At 67.6% G+C, this 17,572-nt stretch carries 13 protein-coding genes, 1 tRNA gene and 1 pseudogene; 8 read left to right on the plus strand and 7 right to left on the minus strand.

The genetic code is table 11. From position 1 onward, the window contains the following. Nucleotides 1–57: 57 nt before the first annotated feature. Together FHR36_RS06725 and FHR36_RS06730 are read left to right on the plus strand one after the other, a co-directional pair. On the plus strand, nt 58–1,392 hold the full coding sequence (locus tag FHR36_RS06725; protein WP_407660790.1) for an MFS transporter: 1,335 nt from the start codon (nt 58–60) through the stop codon (nt 1,390–1,392). A 156-nt stretch (nt 1,393–1,548) separates the two neighbouring features. After that, nucleotides 1,549–1,622, plus strand: a tRNA-Pro gene (locus tag FHR36_RS06730). Between the two features lie 206 nt (nt 1,623–1,828). On the opposite strand, the gene FHR36_RS06735 is transcribed toward FHR36_RS06730, so the two are convergent. Continuing rightward, nucleotides 1,829–2,752: a transposase gene (locus tag FHR36_RS06735; protein ID WP_253794579.1), complete on the minus strand. Its 924-nt coding sequence runs from the start codon at nt 2,750–2,752 to the stop codon at nt 1,829–1,831. A 403-nt stretch (nt 2,753–3,155) separates the two neighbouring features. On the opposite strand from FHR36_RS06735, the gene FHR36_RS06740 reads away from it, so the two are divergent. Next, nucleotides 3,156–3,602, plus strand: coding sequence for a hypothetical protein (locus FHR36_RS06740; protein WP_253794581.1), 447 nt, complete (start codon nt 3,156–3,158; stop codon nt 3,600–3,602). Nucleotides 3,603–3,703: 101 nt separating this feature from the next. On the opposite strand, the gene FHR36_RS06745 is transcribed toward FHR36_RS06740, so the two are convergent. Beyond that, nucleotides 3,704–4,426, minus strand: a complete 723-nt coding sequence (locus FHR36_RS06745; RefSeq protein ID WP_253794583.1) for a hypothetical protein — start codon at nt 4,424–4,426, stop codon at nt 3,704–3,706. A 620-nt stretch (nt 4,427–5,046) separates the two neighbouring features. On the opposite strand from FHR36_RS06745, the gene FHR36_RS06750 reads away from it, so the two are divergent. Continuing rightward, entirely contained in the window at nt 5,047–6,423 is a 1,377-nt protein-coding gene (locus FHR36_RS06750) for an IS1380 family transposase (protein ID WP_253794585.1), read from the plus strand. A 290-nt stretch (nt 6,424–6,713) separates the two neighbouring features. On the opposite strand, the gene FHR36_RS06755 is transcribed toward FHR36_RS06750, so the two are convergent. Beyond that, nucleotides 6,714–7,325 carry a hypothetical protein gene (locus tag FHR36_RS06755; RefSeq protein WP_253794587.1) on the minus strand — a complete coding sequence of 204 codons (612 nt, stop codon included), beginning with the start codon at nt 7,323–7,325 and terminating at the stop codon, nt 6,714–6,716. Between the two features lie 737 nt (nt 7,326–8,062). Here FHR36_RS06755 and FHR36_RS06760 point away from each other — a divergent pair. Next, nucleotides 8,063–8,593, plus strand: a complete 531-nt coding sequence (locus tag FHR36_RS06760; RefSeq protein WP_253794589.1) for a hypothetical protein — start codon at nt 8,063–8,065, stop codon at nt 8,591–8,593. A gap of 159 nt (nt 8,594–8,752) precedes the next feature. Next, nucleotides 8,753–10,114: a hypothetical protein gene (locus tag FHR36_RS06765; protein ID WP_253794591.1), complete on the plus strand. Its 1,362-nt coding sequence runs from the start codon at nt 8,753–8,755 to the stop codon at nt 10,112–10,114. Nucleotides 10,115–10,344: 230 nt separating this feature from the next. Here the strand turns inward: FHR36_RS06765 and FHR36_RS40255 are convergent, their stop codons facing one another. Continuing rightward, nucleotides 10,345–11,133: a tyrosine-type recombinase/integrase gene (locus tag FHR36_RS40255; RefSeq protein ID WP_407660791.1), complete on the minus strand. Its 789-nt coding sequence runs from the start codon at nt 11,131–11,133 to the stop codon at nt 10,345–10,347. 296 nt (nt 11,134–11,429) lie between these two features. Here FHR36_RS40255 and FHR36_RS06775 point away from each other — a divergent pair, with 296 nt between their 5' ends. Then, complete coding sequence (locus FHR36_RS06775; protein ID WP_253794593.1) at nt 11,430–12,710, plus strand: hypothetical protein; 1,281 nt, start codon at nt 11,430–11,432, stop codon at nt 12,708–12,710. Between the two features lie 374 nt (nt 12,711–13,084). On the opposite strand, the pseudogene FHR36_RS06785 reads toward FHR36_RS06775, so the two are convergent. Next, nucleotides 13,085–13,789 (minus strand): annotated as a pseudogene (locus FHR36_RS06785) (DEAD/DEAH box helicase); the annotation flags it as partial. A 24-nt stretch (nt 13,790–13,813) separates the two neighbouring features. After that, on the minus strand, nt 13,814–14,194 hold the full coding sequence (locus FHR36_RS06790; protein WP_253794595.1) for a VOC family protein: 381 nt from the start codon (nt 14,192–14,194) through the stop codon (nt 13,814–13,816). Between the two features lie 111 nt (nt 14,195–14,305). Between FHR36_RS06790 and FHR36_RS06795 the strand changes: the two genes are divergently transcribed. After that, nucleotides 14,306–14,488, plus strand: a complete 183-nt coding sequence (locus FHR36_RS06795) for a hypothetical protein (RefSeq protein WP_253794597.1) — start codon at nt 14,306–14,308, stop codon at nt 14,486–14,488. A gap of 24 nt (nt 14,489–14,512) precedes the next feature. Here the strand turns inward: FHR36_RS06795 and FHR36_RS06800 are convergent, their stop codons facing one another. Beyond that, nucleotides 14,513–17,473 (minus strand): AfsR/SARP family transcriptional regulator, encoded by a 2,961-nt coding sequence (locus tag FHR36_RS06800; protein WP_253794599.1) that lies wholly within the window; start codon nt 17,471–17,473, stop codon nt 14,513–14,515. Nucleotides 17,474–17,572 lie beyond the last annotated feature (99 nt).

A 17,572-nucleotide genomic window follows, 5' to 3' on the forward strand; every position in this document is an offset into this window, starting at 1 on the left:
TTTGGTGGGTGACCCCGACGGGGGCGGCGCGGCGTGCGTGGACGAACATGGGTTGCTGTGCCCACCGATCAGCCACCCACCACGTCCCCGCCCGCCGCCGTTCCCGCTGCCTCTGCGCCCTCCAACGGTGGACGCCTCCGCCGCCTGTCCCGCGGAGCACTCGCCGACATCGGACCGCTCCGGGACATACCCGACTACCGGCGGCTCTGGTTCGGCCAGTCCGTCTCCGCGATCGGCCAGCAGATGACGGCTGTGGCCGTCTCCGTCCAGGTCTACCAACTCACCGGCTCGCCCTTCGCCACCGGACTGGTCGGCCTCTGCTCCCTCGTCCCGCTGATCGCCTTCGGCCTGTACGGCGGCGCCATCGCCGACACCGTCGACCGGCGCAAGCTCGGCCTGATCGGCTCCGGCGGCCTCGCCCTGGTCTCCGCGGTCCTCGCCACCCAGGCCCTGGCCGGACTCCACTCCGTCGCCCTGCTCTACGCCGCGGTCGCCCTCCAGGGCGGCTTCTTCGCCGTCAGCTCGCCGGCCAGATCGTCGATGATCCCGCGACTCGTCCCCCGCGAACAGCTCCCCGCCGCCAACGCCCTCAACACCATCGGCATGAACCTCGGCATGACCGTCGGCCCCATGCTCGGCGGCGTCCTCATCGGCACGTACGGCGCCCAGTCCGCGTACCTCGTCGACACCTTCGCGTTCGGCGCCACCCTCTACGCGATGTGGCGCCTGCCCGCCATGCACCCCCAGCGCGCCACCGACACTGTCGACGGGAAACCCGCGCGTGCGTCCGTCCTCGACGGACTGCGCTTCCTGCGCGAGCAGCCCAACCTGCGCACCAGCTTCCTCGCCGACCTCGCCGCCATGATCTTCGGCCTGCCCCGGGCCCTCTTCCCCGCCATCGCCGTCGGCTTCTACGGCGACGGCCCCGGCACCGTCGGCCTCCTCGTCGCCGCCCCCGCCGTCGGCGCCCTCGCCGGCGGACTCTTCTCCGGCTGGATCGCCCGTGTCCACCGGCACGGCGTCGCCGTCCTCACCGCTGTCGCCGCCTGGGGACTCGCCATCGCCGCCTTCGGCGTCATCCACCAACTCTGGCTCGGCCTGCTCTTCCTCGCCGCCGCCGGCTGCGCCGACACCATCAGCATGATCTTCCGCAACACCATGATGCAGGTCGCCGCACCCGACGAGATGCGCGGCCGCCTCCAGGGCATCTTCATCGTCGTCGTCGCCGGCGGACCCCGCCTCGGCGACTTCGAATCCGGCACCGCCGCCGCCCTCACCTCACCCGCCGTCTCCGTCATCACCGGCGGCCTCGCCTGCGTCGCAGCCGTCCTCCTCCTCGCCGCCCGCCGCCCCGCGTTCCTCCGCTACGACGCCCGCCACCCCACCCCCTGACCAGCCACAACCCCACTCCGCCGCGCCACCCGAAACCTGGCAGCGAGCACCCCCCGACGTGCTGTATTGTTTTCCACGTCGCCGAGAGATCGGCAACAAGGTCGAGAAGCCGAAGATCACCAGCCACCAGGCTGGTCCTCCAAGGCGGCGAGACCACGGGACGTGGCGCAGCTTGGTAGCGCACTTGACTGGGGGTCAAGGGGTCGCAGGTTCAAATCCTGTCGTCCCGACAGGAATGTCGGAGCCCCGCTGACTGGACGGAAGTCCAGGCCAGCGGGGCTTTTGCCGTTTCTACGGCCGGGTCAGCGAACCAGCCGCAGGTGCCGTCCGGGGGAGTCCGGCGGGACCACTTCGGGACCAGGGGCCCTGCGCGGACCGCTTACGACCTGGTGCGTGATTGCGGTGGCGATGTGCCGACCTGAGCGTCAACCCTCGGTCAGGTGGTGGCGGTGCGGTCAGAGACGAGGCTGGCGACGGCGAGGTAGGTGGCCGGGAGGGTGTCGCGGCGGTGGGTCCAGCGAGCCAGGCCCTTCCAACGCTTGTGGTCGGCGAGGGCGTGCTCGACTGGAATGCGCTGGGACGAGTGCTCGTGGCGAGCCTGCTCCCGGGCTTGGTGGACTTCCGGTGCGGCGATCTTGTTCGGCTTCCTCGGTGGGGTGACGGCCTTGCCGGGATGGTCCCTTCGCAGGCCCAAGTATCCGTCATCGAGCAGCACTTGGACTTTGGGGAACTGGCGGAAGAGGTCGTCGATGCCTTCGCTGCGTATCGCGGTGGCGTCGTGCATGCGTCCGGGGCGGAGGTTGCCGGCCCACAGGGTGCGGCCCATCGCGTCGGCGACGACGGTGGCCTTCATCGTGTTCTGCTTCTTCTTGCCGGAAACGAACGCCCGGCGCCCACCGCGGTGTGGGGTCGGGCGGCGGACCTGGACCTCGGTGGCGTCCAGTCGCAGCACGACACCCTCGGCCTGCGCGTAGGCGAAGACGTCTGCCAGGGTTCGCAACCGGACCCCGGGACGGTCGGGCACCGCGAAGCCTCGGGCAGCGAGCAGGCCCCTGACCTCACCAATCGCCCGGCTGATCGTGGAACGGTCGACACCGAACAGCAGGCCCAGGACGGCGTGCGGCAGGTCGTGGCGCAGGTGGATGAGCGTGGCACTCACCCGGTCGACGAACACGAGCCGATGCCTCGCACCCGCACCGGCCGCCCGTTGCCGCGCTCCACCACGGGCAGCGTCACGCCGGCCCTCGACCACGGCCTGCCACGGCGCGGCCAGTTCGACGACCAGATCCACCAGGTGCCGCCGCGAGACGCCAGTCAGCACCCGATGGCCGAGGACCGCACGGTTCACCTTGATCGTCACAGCGTCAGATCATGCCGCCCACAACACTGCTGGTCACGTCGCCGCCGCAATCACGCACCAGGTCGTAAGGCCGGGGCAGGAACGGACAGGTCCAACTTCCACCCCCGCACAGGCGGAGGACGGCACGGAAGGCAACGGTCAGAACCAACCCCACCGGGCCGGGGCGGGCGGCTCCGCGGCTTTACCCACCTGCCCGGACCGGGACCTGCGTCGAGCAAGACCGGGGGGCCACTCGGCCACATTGCGGTCAGGCCCAAAGAGCCCTGACCGAGTCGCAACAGCTTACGGCTCCCCGATCACGCTCGACCCCAGACCAGACAGGACACCGGCCAAAACCCCTCCACCGCCCGCGCTTCCCAGCTAGCCACTCAGCGTGCATGATGCTCAACGATGAGTTCAAGAGGTGCTCGATCAATCGGAGGCGCCAGTGAATCAGGATCCGGTGGCCAAGATGCGGCGGTACGTGCGTGGCGTTGTTGCGTTTGCCCTTTTGGTGTCAGGTATCGTAGTAGGCATCATCATTGGTAACGCTCGCTTTGCGACACCCTCACCTGACCATTGCTCCGCTGCGCGCGCATATGTGGCCACACTTCCAGGAACCTGGTCCGCCCGCGACGCTCAGTTCGTGCTTGACAACGCTTCGTGCCTTGATGCCCAGGCCATAGCCAGCGCGCATCGGGTTCTTGAACCACCTTCATCGCCGACGCTGCCTCCGCAGCCTCAGGTGTCAGCCGCCCTGAAGCAGCTCCATGATCAGAACCTGGAAATCTGCAAGAAGCGCTTACCTGACGGCTTTATCGAAGGCAAGACCGACTCTGAGATATTGGACCTGTGCGTCCACGCGCGGTGACGTCTCGAAACGTCTTACTGTCGCGCCAGATGGCCAATGACGAGTCGGATGGAAGTCGTCCCTGGCGGTGAGTTGGCCGCTGGGATTTTTCGGTTGCGAGATCAATCCTGAAATTTAGCGCCAGTCTTGCATTCGTCGCACATTTCCGCGCCCGATCCGGGCTCAAAGCCATCGGGCCAGAATGAATCTAGCGTCACCTTGTTGCCGTGGAAGTAATTTTCTCCTCCATGCTTGTCGTCAAGGATGCATTGATAGCTAAGCGTGAAAGAGTCAAACCCGAGATGGCCGAAGGTCTGGATTATGCGGCCACTGTGTGAACTGTAGTGGCAGCCGTGATCCCCGACCCATGACCCACGCCCGTCGATCCCATGAAAGTCCCTTAGGTGAATCTCCATTTCATGTTTAGCAAGATTTATTCCCATGCCGAGCTGAAGGTGGGGTAGCGGAGCCTTTGAAATATTAAGGAAGTCCACAACGGCTTCGGGTATCGGGACGCGATCCTCTGCCATCCGGCAACCAATGTGCTTTACGAAGTACTTGGTGAGGAGGCGGCGTCGATCCCGCCACTCTCTTCCATAGATTGCGGAAAGCTGAAATGAGCCGCGCAGGGCGATAGCATCCTCATTTTGGTGGAAGTATCGGGAAAATTCCGCATACGCTTTATCGAACGGTTGGCTTCTGGTGTTGTTGCAGGCGCTGCAGAGCACATTGGAAAACTTAAGATTGTCAGAGTTTTCGCTCTGGATGAACTGCAGGTGGTCGCTCCCGCCAACTCCTCGGGCGACGCGGCCATCCTTCCCTCCATCTTTGAAGATTCGCGCCACGTCTGTTCTCTTGTGTCGATGCTCTTTGGAGTCCGCCAGCTTTCCGCACCACCAGCAGAGTCCCTGGTAATTGTGAAACGCCTCGGGAGGGGCCTGGCCTGTCATTGATTCATCGGATTTTTCTTCCATACTCCATGGTCACATGCCACGAAACCCGGCGCGATAGATCTCCAAGACGAACGAGGTCTGGTCATCGGAGCGACTGGACGCGCCACGTGAGGCCCACCTCGACCGGCTCACCCCTGTGCCGATCTTGCGTCACATAGGCGTCCGGCCGGGCGGCGGCAGCTGATCGCGACAGGCTTCGCCTTGCACCAGGTGAGCACCGGATCGGATGGTCACTCGTGGCAAGGGGGGATGGGCGACCTTGCCAAAGAGCTTCACAGTCGCGTTCGTGCAGCTCAGGAACGGTCTTGTGGCGCGGAGACAACTGATTCCCAAGCGCAGGGGCTGTCTGGCGCAGTGGCTCGACTCTGGTCATGAAGGATCCGACACTAGCCTCGCGCTTTCACGAAGCTGACTGTCCGGCAGGTGGTCAGCAAAGCAGAAAGTGCCTCTGACCAGCGAGAATAAGGATTGTCTAGGCCCTTGTTCCCGCGCCCGTCGGAGGCACTTCCCAGGTGAGTAAGCGTATCGGGTCATACCCGCGTGTCCGCGTCGAGGGCGGTGGTCGCGGGGTGGTCTCGCAGTCCGGCGCTGTGCTTCTGGTCGAGACCGCCCGCAAGGCAGGGCTGGACACGGCGATATCGGCGGCACTGGCGCCGTGGCGCAAGGCCCGGGCGGTCCACGACCCGGGCAAGATCCTGCTGGACCTCGCGCTCGCGGTGGCGCTTGGCGGGGACTGCCTGGCCGATGTCGCGATGCTGCGGGCCGAGCCCCCGGTGTTCGGACCGGTGGCCTCCGACCCGACAGTCTCCCGCCTGGTCGACACCCTCGCCGCGGCCGGATCCCGTCCACTGGCGGCGATCCGGCGGGCGCGGGCCGAAGTCCGCGAGCGGGTCTGGCGGTTGGCGGGCGAGGCGGCCCCGGACGCGGGTGGCGAGGTGGTCGTGGACATCGACGGAGTGCTGGTCCTCGCGCACTCAGAGAAGCAGGACGCGGCCAAGACCTGGAAGAAGACGTTCGGCCATCACCCGCTGTTCGCGTTCGTCGACCACGGCCGCGAGGGCTCCGGGGAACCGGTCGCCGGGCTGCTGCGGCCGGGGAACGCGGGCAGCAACACGGCCGCCGACCACATCGAAGCGGCCCGCCTGGCTTTGGCCCAGCTGCCGAAGAAATACCGGCGCGGGCGCCGGACCCTGATCCGCACCGACTCCGCCGGCGGCACCCACGACTTCCTCGACTGGCTCACCGCACGCGGCCGATGGCTGTCCTTCTCGGTCGGGATGACCATCACCGACGCCGTTCACCAGGCCGTGCTGAAGATCCCGGCCCCGGCCTGGACGCCGGCCGTTGAACCCGGCGGCAAGGTCCGTGACGGCGCCTGGGTCGCCGAACTCGCCGGCGACGTCCTCACGGGCTGGCCGAAGGGGATGCGGCTGATCGTCCGCAAGGAACGGCCCCACCCCGGCGCCCAGTTGCGCTTCACCGACGCCGATGGCATGCGCCTGACCTGCTTCGCCACCAACACCACGGGCGTCCCAATCGCGCGGTTGGAGCTGCGGCACCGCCGGCGGGCCCGGGCCGAGGACCGCATCCGCGCCGCCCGCGACACCGGCCTGCGCAACCTGCCCCTCCACGATGCCGCCCAGAACCAGGTCTGGCTGGAGATCGTCCAGCTCGCGCTCGACCTGCTCGCCTGGATGCCCATGCTCGCGCTGGCAGGCGACGTTCGTCGGTGGGAGCCCAAGCGCATGCGGCTGCGGTTGTTCTCCGCCGCCGCCCAGCTCGTCACCACCGGCCGCCGCAGCTACCTCCGCCTGGCCCGCCACTGGCCCTGGACCGGCACGATCACCAGCGCGTTCGCCCGCCTGCACACCCTGCCGGACCCTGGCTGACCAGCGACATCGCCCCATCCCAACGAGCAGCGGTACTTCCGGAGTCGTGGAACCCGGCGCCCACCCGACGCGCCAGTCGGGCCCTCGGCATTCCTACAGGCAGAAGACCCGGCTCGGACAAGCAGAAACGGCCCGCCAGCCGAGCTGACGAGCCGTCATGCAAGATCGAGGCTAGGCCAACTTGCGCAGGCGCCAGGCTTGCCCGAGACCGCGGTCAGGCCTACGGCCGCCCGATTACGCTCGACCCTGGACCAGACAGGACGCCGACCAAACCGTACCGCCGCCCTTCTTTATGGCGCTGGACGACGGTTAGCAACGCGCCCATGAGTGGCCTGGCGGTTCGTGATGTACGTATCAATGTCATTGACAAAGAGTCCCAAGAGATCTCCGTCTTCCACCTTTGATCCATTGTGTCCGAAGTCCCGCCTGATCGCCATCAACACCTTCTCGAGCGCGAATACAGCCTCCTCTGGCGGGAGATTTGAAACGGTTCGCTTGAAGCGCGACCACTCAACAAGCACTTCATCCGAAGACCATGTTATGAGATCTGGTGTAATCTCACGGAAGAGAGTCTCTGCTGCCGCGGCCTGCTGAGGGCCAGCCTCGGCGTGAAGGAGGGTGAAAAGCCCGGAAACCAATCTCGAGTACACAGGAATTTTGCTGGCGCGGATCTCTGTCTCGATTGCTTTCCTCTTCTCGATGAAGCGACCGATAACCAGAGTCGCCACGGCGATGATGACTGTTGCCATGGCGGTGACTGCCGCAGCCGAGACGGTCGGATTGACCCCGTGAAAGATCTGCCGCCCGAGTTGCCTCGCGGCGAGCCCAACCACCTCCACTGCACCCAGAAGGAGGGCGACCAGGAGCAGGAGGGCGCCGAGTCCCTTGAGGAAGGTTCGCATGACGGAACTTTGGCAGAATAGTCGAGCGATGGGAATACCAGTTGACAAGCGGGCGCTACGTGGCCTGGTCCGGCCGGCCTGCGAGCGGCGCCGTTCCGACCACAGGTCTGACCCACCGGTAGGCCATCGATGCTCTCGTCCAGGTGATCGCGTCTGCACTCCATGCGTTGGGCTCTGGCGGAGAGCCTCTGTTCATCCCATGAGAGCCATCGCGGGTGTCAGTCGCTCTGGGGCAAGATTGTCGGTGCGCTGCCAACGGGCCCCGGCGGCATCGGTAATCCGAAACACCATCCGCAATGGTGCATTGCCGATAAGCAGCGGCTGGACCTTAGAGCCATGCTCGCGATGGCCCGAATTGATCAGGGGCTACCAGAATCCGCCGCCACGGTTCCCTGGAGGAAGCTGGCTCGGCAATACTCCACGCGAAGCACGATGTCGAGCGGTCCCACAGCGTCAGAGCCGTCTCGGGCGGCTTGCCGACAATTGGCAAGCGCCGCTGAACTCGACGGGCTCTCCACAGCTGTTGCGCCTGCCCGCGAGCGCCCCTCCTAGCACCACGTCCAGCGCAACCGGGGTGGCCAGGAGCTGGACTGAGACCGAGACTAGGAGAGGCTGCCAACCCTGATACCGGAAAGGGCAATTACCCAATGCCAGCTCCTCCGGAACGTCACGTCTTTGTTGCGTATCCATGGGCACTCTACGAAGATAGAACACAGTATAAGCGGGCGTATACGTCAATGCAGACGGCGCTTAACGTCAAATTTCTCTTTGCTGAGCAGCAGGTATCAAACGGCCACGTGCTAGAGAAGATCATCAGGATGATCGAGGCTGCCGCATTTGGGATCTATGATGTCACCCTCTGGAATGCCAATGTGACCCTCGAATACGGCGTGGCGCTCGGTCTTGGGGGCAAGGCTTTAATTGCTTTCAATCCCGATAAGACTGAACTTTCAGACGTCCCCAGCGACGTGCGCGGATACGATCGGCTGCAGTATCGCGATCTTGAACAACTGACGAGCGCAGTGGAGGAATTAGTCGTTCAAGAACTTGGCACCGGAGCAGCGGCCGTCGACCCACTAGAGCTCGACCGCCGAGATCTCCTCAGACTCATCCGGCAGAACCCGGGCCAAACCGTCCGTCAATTGGCCGAGCTGAGCGGACAAAAGAAGGACTACGTTCAGATGCTGCTCCGCAGAAGCAGCGATCAGCTAAAAATCACTGGGGCAACTAGGGGCACTCGATACTTCATCAAAGGGGCGGCCCAGTAGGCTCGGCGCCTGGAGAAGTCTTGGAGATGATCTTGGATTCGGAGCCACATAGCGCCAGCTGGCTGGCAGCCCTGGCACATGCCGAGCCCACCCTGGTAGATCAGCAACCGGCGTTGCTGCCCGTCGACTGAGCAACTTGCACGAGCGCTAGATTTACAGATGAGTGAGAAGATCATGGGAGACCACTTCTATACGATCAGTGAACCGGAGCGAGACAGCGCGCTCGCTAGATCTGGATATCGGTTCGAAGGCATCGCCTGCTACGTAGCCGCCAGCCCCACCCAGGGATCTATCCCATTATTTCGCCTTTTCAATCACGATAATGGAGATCACTTCTACACCACGAGTGCGCCGGAGCGCAATAGGGCCGTTGCGAGCGCAGGATATCAGAATGAAGGTGTCGCATGCTACGTCCGCGGAAGTTCCGGAAACCAGGCCGTGCCATTCTATCGCCTTTATAACGGAGACTCGGGCGATCACTTCTACACTACGTCGAAGACTGAGGCTGATTCTGCTGCGGCGAACGACGACTATCAAGCAGAGGGAGTGGCCTGCTATGTTTTCACTTCCAACGCGGCAGGCCTTGTCCCACTCTATCGCCTTTACAAACCCGGCCATGACTTTTGGGATGACATCGCAGATGCTTTGAGCGATGCGGTCGACGGAGTTGTAGGCGCCTTCACCACCGTATTCGGACCGGTGATTACCACCGCCGAGGGACTAATTGGCGGGGCTCTCAACGCGCTAGGTGGAATCCTCCGCGGATCCATCTGTGAAATCCCATACCTTGGGCCTTCCGTATGCACTGCCTGGGACGGTGTCCTTACCGCAGGCTGGGCAGTGATGTCTCTCCCCGACGTCCTGGGCGGCTTGATTGGGGTGCACCCGGAAAAGCGGATGACGCTATGCGTCATTATCCAGCTGGACGAGGAAGGGTCCACAGTGGCTGACTACAAGTACGCACTAGAGGCTATCCAGTATGCGATTGACGTCTTCAAGAACAAGGCGAATGTGCGAATCCTCTCGGTCGGCCCGTTTGTGTATTCGTCGCCGTTTTCCGACCCGCCCGCGGCTTCGCGTGACTACATCAGTATCGAATCCACACCCAGTGGCCCAGAAACTCTAGATGTCGGTTGCGGCGCCTCCGATCTGCTTAGCCAGATCGAGACGACTCCGGGGCAGGTCTTCACGGCAAAGATGATTCGCGAATGCTTCTGGGGAAATGCGCGAAGCGTGGTTGGATACGGCGCCCCGGTGGTGACTTTTGCTGTTCGAGATTTCAAGGATGGGCGTCACACGGGATGCTCTGCCGGCCCGCTTAATGATTATGTAACGGTAGTGCTTCGAAATACAACAAAACTTCGAACTCTACCTCATGAGCTCGGTCATGCGTGTAATTTGTGGCACTATGACGACATCGACAACCTAATGACCCCAGGCGAAGGTGGTGGAGTTGGAGTTGATCTATCAAACGTACAAGTTGCCCTTCTACGCGCCTCGCGGCATGTTACGTACTTTTAGAATTGGCGGCCTCGGCGGTCTGATCAAACCTTGTATGTTGCCGTCGATCGATGCTGTCACCCAGCACGATCCGTAAACTCGTCGCGGCCGCGCTCCGACGTGGCGGGCGACTGGAGGCTCATGAACTGCGGGACCAATCCGGGACCACACGTTCTGCATGGAGCCGTACGATGCAGGCGCGAGCGGACGCTTCTGCGTGGTCCTGTAGGGCTCTGACCTGTAGAAACGCCTCAACTCGCGATCTGGGGGTCAAGGGGTCGCAGGTTCAAATCCTGTCGTCCCGACAGAATGTCGGAAGGCCACTGGCTGGGAGAAATCCCAGGCCGGCGGCTTTTCTGTTGATGGACCGCCAGGTGATCGACGGCCGGAGCGGCGCCTTCTTGCGATCTTGTCAGGGACCAGCTGGGGACCGGAGACACCGACCGGCGGGGCCGCCGCCACCTGCGGGCAGTCCTGGGACCGTGCAGGTGAGCGTGCACCGTCGAGCGCTCAATGGACGAGGCGCAGGTGACGCACTCCGGCCTCCGCCGGAGCCGAGCTGGCGGATGTCGCCTGCGGAGGGCGCCGGTCCGCCGACAGGTGCCTGCTGAGGTCCGGCCAGCCTTCTCGATGGAGCTCTTGTCCGGGTGCAGGTAGCGCTGGGTCGTGGTGATGTGGCCGTGGCCTGCGATCTTCTGGAGGACGTGGATGGGGACGCCGGCGTCGGCGAACCAGGTGAGGCCGGTGTGTCGGAGGTCGTGCCGGCGCAGGTACTCGTAGCCGAGACTGACGACAACTTCGTCCCAGTGGGTTGCGCGGAGATACCTGCGGACCGTCTTGCGGTCCAGGCCGAGAAACTCGGAGATCCGACCGATGCCCACTCCCTTGCCGTACAACTCCTTTGCGGTGGCGCAGCGTTCGCGGGTCGTACACTGGCCCGCCTGCCGTCCGGGAGCCGCACCTGCGGTTCGGGAGCTGGGGCCGGCTCCTGGGCCTGGTCGTCCGGGTCCTTCAGGCAGGCGTGGTGGGCGATCACGCACTTCTCGACCGGACCCCGCCCAGCTCTACGCCGCCGAAACGGAATCCCTCACGGGCCGTTGACACCTGCAGGACGCCAACCAGGCCCCGCCGCCCGCCGCCCGCCGCCCGCCGCCCGCCGCCCGCCGCCCCGGCTCCGCCCCGGCTCCAATCGGGGGAGCAGGTTTTTCCCTCCTTCCTCTCCGCGATGTCTCGACTGCGGAGAGTGGCGAGTGCCATAGCGTTGTGCGCGCGGAATCCCCGCGTACCGGCCTCCCGGGTCCCGGGGGTGGTCCGCTGTGACCGAAAGGGAACGACCATGCACGTTGTCTCCAGCCGCACCCGACTCGCCAGGGCCGCCCTGGCCGCCTGCGGGGTGTCGGTTCTGCTCGCACCGTCCGCGGGTGCCGCCGGGGCGGATACGGGCACGCCCTCGGGCGTTCGGCGCGAGGTGGTCACCGTGACGACCGCGAGGGTCGGGGCGCCGGGGAACCCGTCGGTTGCCGTGGTGCCGTTCACCGACGCGATCTACCAGTCCTGCGCCGACGCTCCGCCGGGCTCGACGGACTGCCTGACGGTCGGCGGTGTCGGCGCTCCCTACGAGATCGGACAGCTCGAGGTCACCGTCGGCCAGTGGGTGGCCTTCCTGAACACGGCCGACCGCCGGGGGCGTGACCCGCACGGTCTGTACGACCGGACCGAGAGCGCGTCGGCGTGGCCGAAATTCGGCCCGATCAGTTTCTCGCCCACCGCCGCCGACGGGCACCACTACTCCGTGGCCTACCCGGAGTGGGCCGACAAGCCGTACGGATTCGCCGACTTCCTCAAGGCGGCCCGCTTCGTCAACTCGCTCTACAACGGCAGGCTGATCTCGAAGCAGGCGAGCACCAGCGGCAGCTACGAGTACGTCACCTACCAGGTCGAACTGTCGCCGCAGACCGAACGCGGCATGTACGACCTCGCCCGGCCCGACGCGACCCGCACCCACGACTCCGGCTTCGTGGTGCCGAGCCAGGACGAGTGGATCAAGGCGGCCTACTACGACCCGAGTGGCGGCGGCACCTACTCCTACTGGAAGTACCCGACCAACCCCGGCGTCTTCGGCGACGGCGAGGCGAGCGCACCGGCCCCCACCGTCCTTGACCCCGCCACCGGCGACGTCACGAACGCGGCCACCCAACCGCTGGCCTCGTACCACGCAAGCGGCCTGCCCGCGCCGAGCTGGTGCCCCGGGCAAGTGCAGCCCGCCGTCTGCTCGACTGTCAACCCGTTCGGCCTGGACCCCATCGCCTACCGTGCGATCTACCAGGGCAGCCTCAGCACCGTCGGCCAGGCCAGGACCACCTCGCCGTGGGGAACCCTCGACCAGGGCGGCAACGCGGTCGAGTGGACCGACACCATCACGCCGCCACCGGCAGGGGGCGACCCCGCGCGGGTCTGGCGGCGGGAGCACGGGGGAGTGTCCAACGCTCCGGCCTACCAGATGTGGCCGTCCGCCGTGGGCCTGCAACCGCAGGACAACGCCTTCTTCAGCCACACCTACCCATGGCTCGGCTTCCGGGTCGGCGTGATCGGCAACCTCGGCCCCTGGGCACGCTGACGCCGCGTCGGCCCCGCCTGGCCACTCGTTGCCCCCGAGGGGCACGGCGGCACGGCAAAGCCGCAGGCCGGTGACGCTCGACGCAGCGGAGGGCCGGTGCCGCGGGGCGGGCTTTCGGCGCAGGCCGTGGTGTCGAAGCCGCGAACGGCATCCGCCGGCGCCGGCGCCCACCATCACGCCCCGTACGCCGCGAAGCGGACGATGTCACCCCAGCCCCATAGTGGCCGTGGGAGCGGAGCACGAGACTGGTCGCCAGCCGATCCAGGGTGCCCCGGTCGAGCAGGGCAAGGGCTCGTGGGTCGTCCAACTCGTCTTCGGCGTGCTTGGATTCGCGCTGCCACTGACGCGGCGGCAGCAGCTGGCAGCCCCGATCCTCAGCGCTGGGTGACATGCAGCCTGGCTGGCTCACGGAGTGCGGCCGATGCTCCCTTGAAGTCGGCCAGGCGGGCGGCGACCGAGGCGATGGCGAGCCGCTCGGGCAGTGCCGTGGAGAACTTGAGCCCCTTCACAGCCCGGCGGTCGATATCCGGAAACACCAGGTGGTCACCGGTGGCCGCGCGCGCCGCGTGCCACATTTCGGCCGTCAGATCCTCGCGGAGCCGGACGTAGCAGTCGGTAGGACGCTGCACAGGATCGGCCACCGTCGGAAGCGTGGCAGCGAGGGTCGCATTGGCGCGGAAGCCGGCCCAGGTCCACCACCGCACGTCCTCTCCGGCCCGAGTGACGAGGGTGCCTGCGGGATGGCCGCTGTCAGGTGCTTCCTCGTCACGCAGTTGCTGAAGGCGGGCCTGTGCCCGACGGGTGAGGGAGACCGGAGGCTCGGAGCCGAGGAGGATGTCCCGCATGGCTCGGGTCAGTTCGTACGAGAGGCCGGCGATGCCGGTTCCCGCCCACTTGGCGACGCCCCCACTGTCGGTGGGTTCCACGAAGGCCCGCAGCCGTCCCCAGTCGATGAACGTGACCTGCCGGCTGCGGCCACCGAGCAGCAATCGACGCGAGCCAGGCCGCTCCTCGGTGAGCACGGATGGATCGGTCTGCCCGATCTCGGTGCGTCCGGACAGCACGGTGAACTGGGGTGGTGGAAACGGGCCGGCGGCAGGCGGTCAGGTGTCGAGGCAGAGGCAGAAGGGGTGGCCGGCCGGGTCGAGGAGGACGCGGACGTGGTCCTGCGGCTGGTGGTCGGCGAGGGTGGCGCCCAGGGTGAGGGCTTCCGTGACGGCTTCGTCGAGGTCGGCGACCTGGAAGTCGAAGTGCATCATCGGGCGTTGTTGGCCGTCGACCGGGGGCCAGACCGGTGGGCGGTAGCCGTCGGCGCGTTGGAAGACGAGGAACGGGCCGTGGGGGGAGGCGGCGACGACGGCCGTTCCCGGTTCCTCGTGTCCGACGGGCCAGCCGAGCAGGTCGGCGTAGAACCTGGCCAGGGCGCTGGGGTCCGGTGCTTCGACCGTCGTTCCCCACCACATGCCGTTGGTGCGCGATGTCATGGCGTCAGCTTGCCGTACGGGCGGGGGGTTTCCGGGGAGCGTTGATCGGGTGTTGATCGGGGTTCGGCACAGTGGGCGGAAAGGCTGTGCACGGTGCGAGGAGAGCGCTCGATGAGTATCCGCAAGCAGACGCGGCGTATCCGGCTGTGGGGGATTCGGGGCCTGTTGGGGGTGACGGCCGTGCTGGTGGGGTTGACGGCGGGGACGGTGGTTGAGAGCGGCGGCGGGACGACGTCCGACATCTACCACTGGAACAACACGGGGTCCGAGGCGCCGCCGCGTCCCCTGATGTGAGAGCCGGCCGCCGGTCACCTGTGGTCAGTCCGGGAGCCCGGCCAGGAGGCGGGTCGCCTCGTTGGCCTCGGGCAGGCTCAGGGCGGTGAGGACCGACTCCGCCTCGCGCAGGCGCCGGCAGGCCTCGGCGGTCCGGCCGGTGTCGGCGAGGGCGCGGCCGAGGGTGAGCAGGACGTGGCCGCGGTCGCGGTCGGTGCCGATCTCCTCGCAGAGGCCGAGGGCTCGCTCGGCGGTGGTGACGGCCAGGTCCGCCCGTCCGAGGGCGCGCTGGGTGTCGGCGAGGCGGTAGCGGGCGTGCAGGGCGCGCAGCGGGAGGTCGGCGGTCTCCGCGAGCTGGAGGCAGTCGGTGAGGTGGCGGGCGGCGTCGGTGTAGCTGCCGCAGGCGTGGGAGGCGAGTCCGAGGACGTAGAGGGCGTACGTCGTGCCGGCGTCGTCGTGGTCGTCCCGGAGTTGCGGCAGCAGGGTCTGGCAGATGGTGCGGGCTTCGTCGGCGCGGCCGGCGCGGACCCGGGCCAGGGCACCGTTGATGGTGGTGGCCAGTTCGCCGGAGCGGTGGCCGAGGCGGCGGGCGATGGCGAGGGCTTCGTCGAAGTGGGTGATGGCCTCGTCGTGGCGGCCGAGGTACTGGGTGAGCAGCCCGAGGTCGTTGAGGGCCTGGCGGAGGATGGCGGTGTCGCCGGTCTCGCGGCAGGCTTCGACGGCGAGCCGGGTGTGGATCTCGGCCTCGGTGAGGCGTGAGGCGACGACGGCGACGTTTCCGCACAGGAAGTGGGCACGGCCGGCCGCCCGGCGGTCGCCCTGGGCGGTCGCGGCGGTGACCAGGTCGCGGATGGTGGACGCCAGCCGGTGGTCGTCCCGGGAGTCCGGGCCGAACGGGCTGAGCGCGATGAGCAGGTCGATGGCGCACCGCAGGTCGTCCTGGTGGACCGGGGGACCGGCCGGCGCGGTCCGGGTGAGCTGGGCGACGAGGGCAACCGCGTTCTCGGCCTCGGCGGCGGCCCAGGCGTGGGCGCTCGCGGGGTCGGCGAAGTCCAGGCCGGGGGTGGACGCGGCGCCGAGGGTGGTGCCGATGGTGTCGCCGGGTACGGCGTGCCGGAACGCGGCGCAGGCGGTGGCGAGCAGGAAGCGCAGCAGCCGGGAGCGGGCTTCGGCGGCCTGCGTCGGGTCCTCGGTGGCGGCCTTGCGGCGGGCGAAGGTGCGCAGCAGGTCGTGGTAGCGGTAGCGGCCGTTGGAGGGTGACTGGACCATGGCCGCGTCGACCAGTGACTCCATCAGGTCCTCGGCCTCGGCCGGGTCGAGGTCGAGCAGGGCGGCGACGGAGTCGGTGGCGATGTCCGCGCCGTCCACGGTGGCGACCAGGCGGAAGGCCTCGGTCTGGGGGGCCCGGAGCTGGCGGTAGCCGAGTTCGAACACGGCTTCCACGGCGAGGTCGCCGATCCGCAGCTCGTCGATCCGGCGCTGCTCGTCGGCGAGCCGGCCGGTCAGGGCGTCGAGGGTCCAGGTGGGCCGGGCAGCGAGCCGGGCGGCGGCGACCCGGACGGCGAGCGGGAGGAAGCCGCAGGCGGACGCGAGGTCGAGGGCGGCGCCGCGTTCCGCGTCGAGGCGGTCGTCGCCGATGGTCCGGGCGAGCAGTTCGACGGCCTCGGCGGGGCGGAAGACCGGAAGGTCGAGCTGGAGCGCGCAGGAGATGCCGGCGGGGCGGGTCCGGCTGGTGACGAGGACCGCGCAGCCGGCGGCGCCGGGGAGCAGGGGGCGCAGCTGCCGGCTGTCGTGGGCGTTGTCGAGGAGGATCAGGACGCGGCGGTCGGCGACGAGCGAGCGGAACAGTGCGGACCTGGCGTCGAGGTCGGCGGGGAGGGCGGCGGCGGGTACGCCGAGGGCGCCGAGGAATCCGCCGAGGACGGCCGACGGGTCGGCGCTGACCGGGTCGCCGCCGCGCAGGTCCGCGTACAGCTGGCCGTCGGGGAAGTGCGGGCGGGCCCGGTGGGCGGCGTGGACGGCGAGGGCGGTCTTGCCGACGCCGCCCATGCCGACCACGGCCGCGACGGCGAGGGCGGAGCGGCGGTGGTCGCCCAGGACGTCGAGCAGGGCGTCGAGTTCGGTTCGGCGGCCGGTGAAGTCGACGATGTCCGGGGGGAGTTGGGCGGGCGTGAAGGGCAGGTCGTCGTGGGCCGCCTCGCCCTGGTCCGGCGCGACAACAAGAGGTACGACGGGGGCAGCGTCGGGGAGCAGGTCCGGGTCGCCGTCGAGGATGCGCTGGTGCAGGGCGGCCAGTTCGGGCCCGGGTTCCACCCCCAGTTCCTCGATCAACAGGTCGCGGGCGGTGCGGTAGGCGGCGAGCGCGTCGGCGGGCCGGGAGGCCTGGAAAAGGGCCCGCATCAGCAGTCCGTGGGACCGTTCGCGCAGCGGGTGCTCGGTGGTGAGCGCGGTCAGTTCGGAGATGCAGCAGGAGGAGTCGCCGAGGGCGAGGTCCAGGGCGAGGCGCTCCTCGAGCAGGGTGAGGCGCAGGTCGGCGAGGCGGCGGCGCTGCCGTTCGGCGAACGGGCCCGGCAGGCCGGCCAGCGGTTCGCCCTGCCACAGGGCGAGGGCCCGGTTGAGCAGGTCGCGGGCGTGGCGCGGGTCGCCGTCGGCCCGGGCGCGGTCGGCCCGGCCGGCCAACTCCTCGGCGCACAGGGCGTCGACCGCGGACTCGGGCAGCTGGAGGCGGTAGCCGTCGCCGAGCGAGAGCAGGACGTCGGGTGCGTCGGGTGCGGTCCGCAGGAGTTTGCGCAGCCGCCAGACGTAGGTGCGGATCGTGGTCACGGCCGCGGACGGCGGGCGGTCGCCCCAGAGCGCGTCGATCAGTTCCGCCGCTCCGGAGGACCGGCCGGGCTTGAGCAGGAGGGTGGCGATGGTCGCCTGCTGCTGCGGGCTCCCCAGGCGCAGGGACGTGTCCCCGCGCACGGCCCGTACGGTGCCGAGCACCGAGAACCGCAGGTCTTCCATGTCCGCCCCCGTTGTGGCCGTCGTGTGTCGAGCTGTGCACACTAACCCACGGCCGACCGGGCGGTCGGGTCACACGGCCACCATCATCGGCCCACGCTC

The sequence above is a fragment of the Kitasatospora cinereorecta genome, assembly GCF_024172095.1.
GTDB classification, from domain to species: Bacteria; Actinomycetota; Actinomycetes; order Streptomycetales; family Streptomycetaceae; genus Kitasatospora; species Kitasatospora cinereorecta.